The organism is Pseudotabrizicola sp., from assembly GCF_030656345.1.
Taxonomy (GTDB): domain Bacteria; phylum Pseudomonadota; class Alphaproteobacteria; order Rhodobacterales; family Rhodobacteraceae; genus Pseudotabrizicola.
Map to the genome: position 1 here is coordinate 40,788 of NZ_JAUSNR010000007.1, position 13,149 is coordinate 53,936.

At 65.4% G+C, this 13,149-nt stretch carries 8 protein-coding genes and 1 tRNA gene; 2 read left to right on the forward strand and 7 right to left on the reverse strand.

Annotated features, from left to right (window positions below; all coding sequences use genetic code 11):
• Window positions 1-14 precede the first annotated feature (14 nt).
• On the reverse strand, window positions 15-1,706 hold the full coding sequence (locus Q7J44_RS03300; RefSeq protein WP_304876963.1) for a glycosyltransferase family 2 protein: 1,692 nt from the start codon (window positions 1,704-1,706) through the stop codon (window positions 15-17).
• Between the two features lie 70 nt (window positions 1,707-1,776).
• Complete coding sequence (locus Q7J44_RS03305) at window positions 1,777-4,302, reverse strand: hypothetical protein (protein ID WP_304876965.1); 2,526 nt, start codon at window positions 4,300-4,302, stop codon at window positions 1,777-1,779.
• Window positions 4,303-4,620: 318 nt separating this feature from the next.
• Between Q7J44_RS03305 and Q7J44_RS03310 the strand changes: the two genes are divergently transcribed.
• A complete protein-coding gene (locus Q7J44_RS03310) occupies window positions 4,621-6,756 on the forward strand; it encodes a M10 family metallopeptidase C-terminal domain-containing protein (RefSeq protein ID WP_304876967.1) in 2,136 nt (711 codons plus the stop codon).
• A gap of 21 nt (window positions 6,757-6,777) precedes the next feature.
• Here Q7J44_RS03310 and Q7J44_RS03315 read toward each other — a convergent pair whose 3' ends face one another.
• Both Q7J44_RS03315 and Q7J44_RS03320 read right to left on the reverse strand, forming a co-directional pair.
• Window positions 6,778-7,431, reverse strand: a complete 654-nt coding sequence (locus tag Q7J44_RS03315; protein WP_304876969.1) for an ABC transporter ATP-binding protein — start codon at window positions 7,429-7,431, stop codon at window positions 6,778-6,780.
• 34 nt (window positions 7,432-7,465) lie between these two features.
• Window positions 7,466-8,668 (reverse strand): sugar transporter, encoded by a 1,203-nt coding sequence (locus tag Q7J44_RS03320; RefSeq protein WP_304876970.1) that lies wholly within the window; start codon window positions 8,666-8,668, stop codon window positions 7,466-7,468.
• A 147-nt stretch (window positions 8,669-8,815) separates the two neighbouring features.
• On the opposite strand from Q7J44_RS03320, the gene Q7J44_RS03325 reads away from it, so the two are divergent.
• Window positions 8,816-9,652, forward strand: coding sequence for an ABC transporter permease (locus tag Q7J44_RS03325; protein WP_304876972.1), 837 nt, complete (start codon window positions 8,816-8,818; stop codon window positions 9,650-9,652).
• 137 nt (window positions 9,653-9,789) lie between these two features.
• Here Q7J44_RS03325 and Q7J44_RS03330 read toward each other — a convergent pair.
• The 3 genes from Q7J44_RS03330 to glpX all read right to left on the reverse strand — a co-directional run bounded on the left by Q7J44_RS03330 (window position 9,790) and on the right by glpX (window position 12,795).
• Window positions 9,790-9,864, reverse strand: a tRNA-Glu gene (locus Q7J44_RS03330).
• Between the two features lie 64 nt (window positions 9,865-9,928).
• Entirely contained in the window at window positions 9,929-11,677 is a 1,749-nt protein-coding gene (recJ, locus tag Q7J44_RS03335; RefSeq protein WP_304876973.1) for a single-stranded-DNA-specific exonuclease RecJ, read from the reverse strand.
• A 137-nt stretch (window positions 11,678-11,814) separates the two neighbouring features.
• Window positions 11,815-12,795: a class II fructose-bisphosphatase gene (gene glpX, locus Q7J44_RS03340; RefSeq protein WP_304876974.1), complete on the reverse strand. Its 981-nt coding sequence runs from the start codon at window positions 12,793-12,795 to the stop codon at window positions 11,815-11,817.
• Window positions 12,796-13,149: the final 354 nt, after the last annotated feature.

The following is a 13,149-nucleotide window of genomic DNA, read 5'->3' on the forward strand; positions in this document are numbered from 1 at the left end:
GCGGTGTGTTGCAATCACCCGGCGGGTTTCTGGCGGAAGATTCGCCGCAAGATCGGGGGCGTGTCGGCGTCGATGGTGCCGTTTGTGCCGGTCCAGCCGCGTTTCCGCCCGATCAGCCACAGGCGCAGTAGCAGGGCAAGGCGCAGCCTGCCCCGCTGCTGGTCCTGCGCCATCCGCAGTGAGGCGGCGCGCAGGAACAACCGGCGCGCGCCGCCCCGCGGCAGCAGCGGGGCAAGGGCGGCCGCCCACTGGTCCAGATCCTGCATGTCGGGCAGTGTCGGGGGGGTGATCTGCCGGGGCATGGGTACACGGGCCTGCGCGCAGGTGATGGGTGCCTGCGCTGCGCACAGCCGCAGGGCCTGTTCGGCAAGGCGCAGCTGGGGGGTGGGACTGATGGGCTGGCAGGCGAAGGCGGCTTTGACCAGCAGGGCATGCCGCGTCGGGGTCAGGTCTAGGGCGCTGTCGGGTGACAGCACAGGCTGCGGCTGTGGGGCCGTGGGGATCAGCGTGACAAGCGTTGCCGCCAGATCGCTGTGGAGCAGCTGTCTGGCAAGGTCTGCAAGCGCGTTGTGATCCACCCACCCGCTGCCCGGCAGGTCGATCACGACGCCGGTGTGATCCGCAGGCTGATCCGCCGTGGTGAGGCGGAAGAACGGGGCCAGCGGCGATGACGGGTCGGGCAGGAGGGTGTGGCGGGCAGCATCGTCATCGGCTGCCGCGTCGTGGCGGATCGTTATCGCTGGCGTGCCCGACAAGCTGCAGGCCTGCAGCGCATCGATGTGACGGTCCCATCGCCAGTCGGGTGCAAGCTGATGGCGGGCGAAGAAATCAGCCGCTTCCTGCCGGAACCATGTGGCGCGCTGCGGCGTGCGGATCACCTCCAGCCGTTCGCAGAACAGCCGTGTGGCCAACCGGGAAAGCCCGGTTTCTGCGCCGGTCTTATCCGAGGCGCGGAAAACTGTGGCCGAGGTTTCCAGTACCGCGATCTGGTCAAACACCCGGTCGCTGTCGGCGCGGGTGATCTGGCCGTCACGGTCCAGCGTGTAGAGGTATAGCGGGTCAGAGATGTGATGCAGCACCCGGCTTTTGGCGGCGAGGCGATGGAAAAAGCCGTGATCCTCATACCATGTGCCATCGTCGAACCGCTGGTCGCCGATGAAGTCGCGCCGGTACAGCTTGTTCCAGGCCGAGGGGAAATGGCAGATCACATCCGCCCAGTCCTCCAGCGCGAAGGGCACGGCTTGCCCGTCCGCGCGCGGCTCTGGCTGGCCATGGATGGCGGAATGCGGGTGCCGGGTGCCGTCGGGGGGGCAGAAGGCGACGCCACAGGCCACCCAGTCTGCGCTGGTGCTGTGCAGGGTGTCGTGCAGGCTTTGCAGGAAGGTGGGGGCAAAGCGGTCGTCGCCGTCAAGAAAGGCGATGAACGGGGCGCGGGCAAGGTCCAGCCCTGTGTTGCGCGCGCCCGACAGGCCCCGGTTTGCTTGTTGGGTCAGCCGGAACCGGGGGTCGGTGCCAATGGCGCTCAGGGCCTGCTGGCGGGTGGTGTCGGTTGAGCCATCGTCGATCACCAGCGCCTCAAAATCCGTGAATGTCTGGGATTGCAGCGACGCGATGGCCGCAGCGATATAGTGCCCGACGTTGAAGGCTGGCAGGATGACGCTGATCCGCGGAGCGGGCAGGGGATGGGGCGCAGGCAGTTGGGTCATCTGTGCAGCCAACACAAAATCGCGCGGGACTTCCATCTAAAACATGCGCAGGCAGTGCCCGGATGCGCGATCAGATCACCGTGATATGGTCGGCCAGTGCCTGCAGATCGGTCACCCCCAGCAGATGGATCACCGTGTCCGACACCCCGAAATCAAGCACAATGCCATTGGCGGTCAACCGGCCATAGGTCTGGACGATGTGATCGCCCGAGGGGAAGGTGCCCCGGAACATCCATTGCGTCAGCTGGATCTGGTCGCCCTCAGCCATGCTGAAATCATGGACATAGGTGTCGTTGTAATAGCGGTAGAACAGGAATGTGTCTGCCCCCTCATTGCCCCAGACATGGTCGGTGCCGGCCCCGGCGGCGATCAGGTCATCACCCGGCCCTCCGGCGATGACATCATTGCCCGGACCGCCCCAGATGGTGTCATTCCCGGCCCCGCCGTGGATGGTGTCATGGTTTGAGGCACCGAACAGTTCGTCATCGCCGTCATAGCCAAAGATCAGGTCATTGCCGGGACCGCCGCCGATGGTGTCAGAGTCGTCGCCGCCGAAAATCGTGTCATTGCCGGACCCGCCCCAGATGGTGTTCTGGCCATTGCCGCCGTCAAGCAGGTCATGCCCCGCCCCGCCGCCGATCAGGTTATTGCCGTCACGCGCCCGGATCACGTCATTGCCGGGGCCGCCCCACAGCTCGTTGTCGCCCCCGGCGGCAAAGATGAAGTCGTCGCCGCCCAGACCGAAGACGGTATCATTGCCAAAGCCGGTGTAGACCACATCATTCCCGCCGCCCGCATCCAGCGAATCTGCGCCCGACGCCCCGATGATCGTGTCATGGCCCGGGGTGCCGGTGCGGTTGACAGGCGTTGTGGACAGGTTCTGCCAGCCGGGGTCGGTTGACCAGTCCGGCAGGCGGGTCATTTCGGTCGGGCCGGTGGCGGGGTTGATGGTGATGCCGCCGGTGATGTGGATGGCGGGCATGGGCGGCGGAGGTGGAGGAGGTGGGGGCGGTTCTGCTGTGCCGCCGCCCGGGGTTTCCGGCGCGCCCGGGCTGAGGGCCCCGTCGCCTGCGCCATGGGCAGAGCCGCCTTCGGAACTGGCGGTCAGGGTGGCGACCGGGATGCGCGCCGGGCCGATGCCTGCGGGAAACACCTCGGCCACTGTCAGCGGGCGGCCGTCTGCCGCCTGAACCGTCACCGAACGGCCCCCGAAGGCAAGGGTGATGCCATCGCTGCGCTGCGTGACCGTCAGCTGCGACAGGTCACGCAGCATCGGCCAGCCGGTCAGGTCCAGCGTATCGGCCCCGCGCTCAAAATCGGTGATGGTGGTCAGGATTGCCGCGTCGCGCAGCACAAAAACATCGCGGCCCGCCCCCCCGGTCAGCCTTGTGCCCGATGTTTCGGCAATCAGGACATCGGCACCGTCTCCGCCCGACAGGATCTGCCCGGGCGCGCCGCTGGTGATGATGTCGTCCCCGATGGTGCCGGGCAGCGTGGCCCCGGTGCCGGTGCCGGTGATCACCGCACCGATGGCCCCCAGCCGCCATTCCAGCACGGCAAGCCCGGCTTCGGTTTCGCCCCCGACCACGATGAACAGCTTGTCGCCGCTGTGGATGATCTTGACGGCGGTGACATTCGCCAGCCCGCCCGCAATGCTGTTTTCCAGCGTGGCAAGGGTTTGCAACCTGCCATCCGGCAGCAGGCGGAACAGGGTCACCCCGTCATCGCCGCCGCCTGTGGCGACAAAGGCCTGACCGTTGACCTCTATCGTGTCCACCGCGCGGACTGACGCAAAGCGGGTGTCGCGCGAGTCGAGCACATGATCGGTGATGGTCAGCTGGCCCTGATCCGATAGGCGGATCACGGTCAGGCTGGAGGTGCCTGCAGCGGCAGCGATCACAAAGGTCTGGCCCGCCATACGCACGACATCAAGATCGGACAGCGCCGCCACCGCCAGCCCGTCGCTTGCCGACAGCGATGCGGTGGGGATCAGGCTGTTGCTGGCCGCATCATGGCGCAGCGCCGTCAGGCTGCTGCGGGTGGCATCAATGGCCAGCAGCAGCTGACTCTCTGCGCCGATCTGCACAAGACTGAAGGTGCCGGCAAGGGCGGCCCCTCCGGTTGACAGCTCGGTCAGGCTGGCGCTGCCGGGATCATACACCGCCACCCGCCCGCTGTTTGCCGCCAGCACATACAGCGGCGCGCTGCTGTCGGGCTGATCCGCAATCACCATGCGGCCGCTGAAGCCTTGGGGCAGGGCAAGGGAGAACGGCTGCCCGATCCCCCCCGACAGGTTCGACACCCATCCGGCCAGCCCGCCGCCTGTGGCAAGGCCAAGCAGAACGGCGGTGGAGGTGCCCAGATGGGCCACCACCATATCGGTTTCCGCCAGAAGCCCGTGCGCGGTTGTCATCGCCCTTCCCGCAACCGGGGACAGGTCGCCATCTGCGCCGATGCCATAGCTGGCCACGCCGCCATTGGCCCCCGAATAGGCAAAGATCCGCAAGCCCGCAGGCCCGTCGATGACCGAAAGCTCTGTGATCCCCAGATCAATAGCGTCATTCCCGCTTGAAAAGCGGCTCACCAAGCGCAGCATGACCCAACCCCAACCCGTAACACCCGTCAGTCAGGCTGTGCGGTTGGCGCGCAGCGGGCAGGGCAGGAAACCGGCCAAATCCGGGCGGTTGCGGTGGAATTTCGGAAAGGTTGATGAAAACAGCCGGGTGCAGACCGTGGGGGGGCAAACCTTGCCAGTCCGCAGCGCAGATTTTGTTGGCAGACGCGATGGGCACCCCGGCTGCCGCAAAATCTGACCTTGCACCCGGAAGGCCCCGTCCCGGCGATTCTTGTAAGGAGAACGGTCACCTTTGCGGGTTACGGTTTTGCAGGGCCACGACACAGGGTCGGAGACCGGATGGCAAATGAACAGTTTCACGGATCAGACCTGGCTGATGCCAGCAGGCTGGTCCGCCGGGCGTCGATGTCGGAGGCGGGGGATGTTCCCGGATCTGCGGCGACACCGGCGCAGGTTTCGGTCGGCGACACCTTCACCGGCAGGCTGACGGCGGGCGACAGCGATTGGGTGGCAATCACCCTCAGCGCCGGTCAGGCCTATGTCTTCACAGCCTATGGCACCGGCGGTTGGGCCGGGCTCCGCGACCCGCAGCTTGGCCTGCGCGACAGTGGGGGCAACCGGGTTGCGTTCAACGATGACGCCGAACCTGACAACGCCACATCGATGCTGCGCTTCACGCCGTCGGTCAGCGGGCGCTATTATCTGGATGTCAGCGGATCAGGCGGGGCGCAGGGGCAGTACACGTTGCGCACCGCGACGGATGTGTTCACGATAGAGCAGATCGCCAGCCAGCTGACCGATTCCGGCTGGGGGATCGCTAGATCGGCGCTACGGCTTGGGGTGATCAGCGATGGCCTTGCGGTCTCCGTCAACCTGACCGCGCTGGCCGCACAGGGGCAGGACCTGGCGCGGATGGCGCTGGAGGTCTGGTCTGCCACCACAGGTCTGACCTTTGCCGAAACCGGATCGGCGGGCGCGGCGATTGTGTTCGACGATTATGATCCGCGCTATGGTGGCGGTCTTTACGCCTTTGCCGGGCCGCGCGGGGTCTCTGCCGACGGAACCTACAGCAGCGCCACGGTGACGGTCAGCACTGGCTGGCTTGATGCCTTCGGGACGGGCTTTGGCAGCTATTCCTATCAGACCTATCTGCATGAAATTGGTCATGCGCTGGGTCTGGGGCATGGCGGTTTTTACGACGGCTCTGCCAGCTATGGCATCGACAATCACTATCGCAACGACAGCACGCAGATGACGATCATGTCGTATTTTGATGCTGCCGCGAACACCTATGTTCAGGCGACCGATTTTCAGCCGATCACGCCGATGGCGGCGGATCTTGCGGCGTTTGAATATCTGTATCCTGCCGTGTCGGCTGTCTTTACCGGCGATACGGTCTGGGGCGCGAACGCGACCGTCGCAGGCAGGCTTGGCACCGCGATGGCGGTGATGTTTGACGGTGTGGCACGGCCATGGTGGATGGACGGGGGCGAGCAGTTTGGTTTTACCATCGTCGATCGGGGCGGGCGGGACCGGATGGATTTCAGCGCCACCAGCGCCGCGCAGCTGATCGACATGCGGCAAGGCGGGGTTTCGGATGTATACGGCGCACGGGGCACCGTGGTGGTCGCGCTGGGCACAGTCATTGAAGAGGCTTACGGCGGGCAGGGGCCGGACACCATCCACGGCAATGACGCCGACAATCTGATCATGGGCGCTGCAGGCGCAGATTTCATCATCGGGAATGCGGGAAATGACACGATCTTCGGCGGCTTGGGGAACGATATCATCTGGGCGTCGCGCGGCGATGACAGTGTGGATGCCGGAGACGGGGATGATGAGGTCTGGGGCGGCCCCGGACATGACACGCTGATCGGCAGCGACGGGCACGACCTTATGGGCGGGGCGGCCGGCAATGACCGGCTGTCAGGGGACGCGGGCAATGACACGCTGTGGGGCGGGGCCGGGCGTGATCAGCTGTTTGGCGGAACAGGCGCGGACGAACTGGCAGGCGGGGCCGGGAATGACACGATTTACGGCGGCGACGGTGCCGATACCATCTATGGTGCCGCGGCCGATGATCTGATCTTTGGCGACGCGGGCGATGATCTGATCTGGGCCGGTCGGGGAAATGACACCGTTTATGGCGGCGATGGGAATGACACCATTGTCGCCGGTGCGGGCGATGACATTGTCACGGGCGGTGCGGGTGCCGACACCTTTGTGTTCTACATCAACAGCGGGATGACGTGGATTACCGATTTTCTGACCAGCGACAATGACCGGCTGCACCTGTCCGTCTGGCTGTGGCAGGGGCAGTCCGGGGCTTTGACGGCGCAGCAGATCTGGACAACCTTTGGCGGTCTGGATGACGACGGGTCTTTGGTGCTGTCCTTTGACGCCGCAAACACCATGATCACCCTTGTCGGCCTGTCGGGGATTGACGGGCTGGATCAGTCCATCGTCATCATCTGAACCGGCTTTGCGGCCTGCAGGTCACTTCATCAGCGCGGCATGGGTGGCAAGGGCGGCTTTCACATCATCAAAATAGCTGAGCTGGCCATCGTGCAGCAGAATGGCCGCATCGCAGAACTTCAGGATATCCGATGAGTTGTGGCTGACCAGCACCGCGCTGGAGGTTTTCATGCGTTCGGCAAACACCGCCGCACTTTTTTCCCGGAACCGCGCATCACCCACGGCGGTGACCTCATCCACCAGATAGGTATCAAAGGCGATACCCATCGACACCCCAAAGGCGAGGCGCGAATACATGCCCGAGGAATAGGTGCTCATCGGCATGTGGAAATGTTTGCCCAACTCGGCAAAGTCTTCGACAAAGCTGGTCAGTGTTTCAGTATCAACGCCGTAAACCCGGGCAAGGAACTTGGTGTTCTGCGCCCCGGTCAGGTCGCGGTGAAAGCTGCCCGCAAAGCCCACCGGCCAGGACACAGAGCCCTGCACCACCACCCGCCCCGTGGTCGGGGGCATCGTGCCCGAGATGATTTTCAGCAGCGTCGACTTGCCCGCCCCGTTGCGCCCCAACAGCGCGAGCGACTTGCCGGTGGGCAGCACAAGGTTCAGGTTGTCCAGCACCTGATGCCACTCTCCCCTGACCCAGAAGCCTTTTGACAGGCCCTCAAACACCATCATGGCCGGGCACCATCCTGCCGTGCGCAGGCAGACATCAGCCCCGGTCCCGCAGGCTGTAATAGATCAGCGCAGCAGTTGCCCATGCCATCAGCAAAAAGCCCAGGATCATCGACAGCAGTATGAACCGGCGCGGAAACTCGGCATCCTGCGCCTTGGTGGGCGGGATATAGGCGGCCAGATACAGCGACTGGCGGTTGGCGTTCGACACGGCGGCCTGCCGTGCGGCAAGGGCTGCGGTGTAATTGCGCTGCGCAAATTCCAGATCGACGCTCAGCCCTTCGTATTGTGCAATCATTTCGGGGTAGGTGCTGTCAGACAGATCCGTGGTGGCACCGAAAAAGTTACGCTCCTGATCGATGCGGTCGCGGATCACGGTGATCCGGCGTTCCAGCTGTGCGCGGCGCGGATCATCGACGCGGGTTGACGGGTCCAGCAGATCAAGCTCGACCAGCGCCTGCGCCAGTTGTTGCTGCAGGTTGGACACCACGCCGAGCCTGCCCTGAATATCGGCGATCGGATCGACGATCCGGGTCTGGGCGCGGAACACGGTCAGCGCACCACGCGCCACCCGCAGGCTTTCGACCGCATCCGCCAGCTCCCGGTCGGCATTGGCCAGCGCCTCGCGCCGGGCGGTGTCGTTCAGCTGGTTGATCATGGTCTGGCTGGTTTCAAGAATGACCATGGCGATGTTTTGCGCGGTGTCAGGGTCCAGCGCCTGAACCGTCAGGTCGATCAGCCCCGACGAGGAATCATAAGACAGGCGCAGAACCCGTTTCCAGAAGCCGAACAGCTCTTCCGTCGTGGCATCTGGCCAGATCGAATAGACCGGATCATAGGGCCAGCCCTGCGCATAATGGGCGCGCAGATCGATGCGGGCATCGACCTGTTCCATCATGGTCTGGCTTTGCATGAATTCATGCAGCACCCCGGCGTTCACGCCTTGGCTCCCGCCGGTCAGAAACGACAACCCGCCCAGAATTGCACTGGCGGTGTTGCCGTCTTCCTGCCGGATGGTGAACCCCGCACGTGAGGCATACTGGTCATTGGCCAGCACAAACAGATAGAGCGCGCAGAGGATCACCGGCACCAGCACCATGGCCCCGAAAGACAGCATCAGCCCGTAGTGCCGCCGCTGCAATTTGGCGGGGCCGGCGACGGGCCGCATCTGCACAGCCGGTGCGGCGGGGATGGGGTTGGGGGCGGCGGGGGGCACCTGGACCGGGGGAACCACGGTCATGGGTCTTGGCGTGGGTCGGGGCGCATCAACCGATGCGTCTTGCGGTTTTGCCGGTTCGGTCAAGGCAGGCCCGTCCTGAATAATTTGCACTCGTTACACAGATCCAGCATACCTGAAGGCAGTTTCATCAGACAAGGACCATTTCCCTTGGCAGAGGCCGGCACACCGCAGCGGACAGAGGCACCGCTTTTGCCCATGGACCGCCCAAGGCCGGGGCGGTCGTGGGCCACATTCCGCACGGTTTCCGCCCTGATGCTGCGCGAGATGTCCACCCGCTATGGCCGCTCGCCCGGGGGGTATTCCTGGGCCGTGCTGGAGCCGGTGGGGGCGATCATCGTGATGGCGGTCGGGTTCGGGCTGATGTTCAGCAGCCCGCCACTGGGGTCGGATTTCCTGTTGTTCTATGCCACCGGCTACCTGCCGTTTTCGCTGTATCAGTCGATTGCCAACACCACCGCCCGGTCCCTGTCGTTTTCAAAACCGCTGCTGATGTACCCGGCGGTGACCTGGATGGACGCGCTGCTGGCCCGCTTTCTGCTGAACACGCTGACCGGGTTTCTGGTCACCATCATTATCTTTTGGGGTATTCTTGCGGTGTCGCAGACCACCACCATCCTTGACCTGCCGACAATTGCTCTGGCGATGGGACTTTCGGCCCTGCTGGGGCTGGGGCTGGGCACGATGAACTGCTACCTTGGCACCCGGATCGAGGTCTGGGATATCGCCTGGTCAATCCTGAGCCGCCCGTTGTTCATCGTATCTGGGGTGTTCTTCATCTACGAAGGCGTACCGGCGGCGGCGCAAAAGGTGCTGTATTACCTGCCGTGGATGCATATCACCGGACTGGCCCGCGCCGGGTTTTACCCCACTTACCGACCGGAATATGTGTCAGTGCTTTATGTGTTGCTGTGGTGCATGCTGCCGCTGTGCTTTGGTCTGATGCTGCTGCGGCGCTATCACAAGGACCTGCTGAACCGGAACTGAGGGGGGCTGGGGCCAGATCAAAGGTTTGCGGCACGCCTGAACTGCCGTTTTCACAGAATGCGGGGCGCAGGCGGGTTGCAGACAACCCTGTGCCGGGCCGCGCAGGGCCTGACAAAACACGAAGATGCAAGGACAAGTGGCAGCCCGTAGGGGAGTCGAACCCCTCTTCCCAGGTTGAAAACCTGGTGTCCTAACCGATAGACGAACGGGCCACGCTGTCGGTGGGGGGTGTGTAGTGGCACCGGCCCTGACTCGCAAGAGGAAAAACGCGGGGCGTCAGCCGGTCGCGGGGGCGGCGTCTTCGAGCCGCAGCTGCACCTTGGTCCGGCCGCCCCAGTGGTTCAGTTCCAGCCGTCCGGCCAGATGAAACCGGCGGTGGCCGGCCCCGTCCAGCGCGGGGCCGAGGGGCGTGTCATAGGCCCCGAAGGCCATCGCCTCGACCTGCGCGCCCATACCGTCAGACACTGCCAGTTTCAGGTGCTTGTCGCCGATCCGGCGCGGGGTGACCGCCACATCGGCAAAGGCGAAACGCGGGGCGGGGGCACCCTGGCCGAAGGGACCGGCAGCCTCGATCTGCTCGACAAAGGCGGGGGTGCAGGCCGATGGCATCAGCAGACTGTCGATCCGCAGGGCGCGCGGGCCTTCGGTGCCTGCGCCCTGACGGCCCAGCAGGTCGGACAGCCGCGCCATTGCTTCTTCCAGCCGGTCTTGGGCGACTGTCAGGCCAGCGGCCATCTTGTGCCCGCCGCCCTTGATCAGCAGCCCCTCTGCCGCCACGCGCTGCACCGCAGCCCCCAGATCTACACCCGCGACAGAGCGGCCCGAGCCCTTGCCCTCACCCCCCTCCAGTCCGATGACGATGGCGGGGCGGTTGAACGCCTCTTTCAGCCGGGCGGCCACGATGCCAACGACGCCGGGGTGCCAGCCCTCAGACGCGGCCCAGATCAGCGGGGCATCCAGACCCCGCGCCTCGGCCTGCGCCATCGCCTCTTCGCGGACGCGTTCGGTGATCTCGCGGCGCTCAGAGTTTAGCTGGTCCAGCCGGGCGGCCATTGCCGCCGCCGCGCGCGGGTCATCGCTGGCCAGCAGCCGCGCGCCCAGATCGGCCTGCCCGATCCGTCCACCCGCATTCACCCGCGGCCCCAGCACGAAGCCAAGCGCATAGGGCGTGGGGGCCTGATCCATGCGCGCCACATCGGCCAGCGCCACCAGCCCGGCCCGTTCGCGCCGCGCCATCACCTTCAGGCCCTGCCGCACCAGTGCCCGGTTCACCCCGATCAGCGGGGCCACATCGGCGACGGTGGCAAGCGCCACCAGATCCAGCATCGCCATCAGATCGGGGCCTTGCACGCCATCTGTCCGCAGGCGGCGGTTCGCCTCGACCAGCATCAGGAACACCACGGACGCCGCACACAGATGCGCCAGATCGCCGGACTCGTCCTGCCGGTTGGGGTTCACCACGGCCACGGCTGCGGGCAGGGTATCGGTGCCAAGGTGATGGTCCAGCACCACCACATCGCAGCCCGCCGCCGCAATTGGCTCATGCGAAAGCGTGCCGCAATCGACGCAGAGGATCAGCTCATGCGCCGCCCCCAGCGCCTGCATCGCGGGCACATTGGGGCCGTAGCCTTCGTCAATGCGGTCGGGGATATACAGCGTCGCCTCGCGCCCCATCGCGCGCAGCCAGATGATCAGCAGCGCCGCCGAGGCCCCGCCATCGACATCGTAATCGGCAAAGACCGCGATGCGCTGGCGCTGCTTCACCGCGTGCAGAAAGCGGTCGGTGGCGGGGGCCATGTCGCGCAGGGTCAGCGGGTCGGGCAGCAGGTCGCGCAGGGCAGGGGCCAGGAAGGCAGGGGCATCGCCGGGCGAGACCCCGCGCCGGACCAGCGTGTGGCACAGGGCCATCGGCAGGCGGGTCTGTTGCGCCATCGCTTCGGCCAGACGTTCTTCCTCGATCTCGGGGCCAGTCCAGCGGCGACCAAGGACAGAAGCATCGACGTTGAGGAATGCGCGCGGGTTCATGCGGGCGGTCTGCACCAAGCGGGACGGGGCTTCAACCGTAAAGGCTGCGTTTGCGGGGAGGGCGGCTGCCTCCGGCGGGAGTATTTGGCAAAGCTGCAATGCAAAGGGGCGCAGGGTTGGCCTGCGCCCCGACGGGATCAGCGGCGGATCGGGTTGCGGTAGGTCATGCGGCGAACCGAGCCGGTTTTTGACCGCATCAGAATGGTTTCAGTCGTCAGGTGGCCGGGCTCGCGCTTGATGCCGGCCAGCAGGCTGCCGTCGGTGACGCCGGTGGCGGCAAAGATCACGTCGCCGCGCACGAGGTCATCGCGGGTGTAGACGCGGTCGAAGTTTTCGATCCCTGCCTTGCGGGCGCGGGCGCGTTCATCGTCGTTGCGGAACAGAAGTTTGCCGAAGAACTGGCCGCCCATGCATTTCAGCGCCGCCGCCGCCAGCACGCCTTCGGGGGCACCGCCGGAGCCCATATACATGTCAATGCCGGTCAGGTCGGGCTCGGCGCAATGCATCACGCCCGCCACGTCGCCGTCGGTGATCAGGCGGATCGCGGCGCCGGTGGAGCGGATTTCGGCGATCATTTCCTCGTGCCGGGGGCGTTCCAGCACGCAGACGGTGATGTCATTGGTGGAGCAACCCTTGGCGGCGGCCAGCGCCGACACCCGCTCGGACGGGGTCATCGTCAGCGTGACGGTGCCGATGCGGTGGCCGGGGCCGATGGCGAGCTTTTCCATATAGACATCCGGCGCGTGCAGGAGCGAGCCGCGCGGGGCCATGGCGATGACGGTCAGGGCGTTGGGCATATCCTTGGCGGTCAGCGTGGTGCCTTCCAGCGGGTCGAGCGCAATGTCGACCGCCGGGCCATTGCCGGTGCCGACCTCTTCGCCGATGTAGAGCATCGGGGCCTCGTCGCGTTCACCCTCGCCGATCACGACCACGCCTTTGATGTCGAGCAGGTTCAGCTGGTCGCGCATGGCGTTGACCGCCGCCTGATCGGCGGCCTTTTCATCGCCGCGACCGATCAGCCCGGCGCTGGCCAGAGCCGCCGCCTCGGACACGCGGGCGAGGCCGAGGGACAGCAGGCGGTCCTGGAACTCGGCGACTTTGGGCGGGGCGACGGTCATGATCTGTCCTTTGATCTGGAAATGCTTGTGCGCCGGTTTAGCCTGCCCGGTTGCCGTGGGGCAAGTCTGATGGCGCTAACCGGGGCGGGAAATTGGTGGGGTGCCGGGGGTTTTGGCAGATATCGTGCAGGGGCGCTCACTGTGACGCAGCTTTTTGGTGTTCAATAAAAACAAGGGGTTGGTGTTTGTGTTTTCATGAAATTTTAAGGGTTGCGCGGCGGGAGGGGCAGGACCGGGGGGCCAGCCCCCCCGGCCCCCCGGGATATTTATGAACAGATGAATGGGGGGGCGGAGCATCTGGGGCGGGCTGGCCGCGCCCTGACGGGGGCTGGGCTGATGGCGGACGGTCCAGCC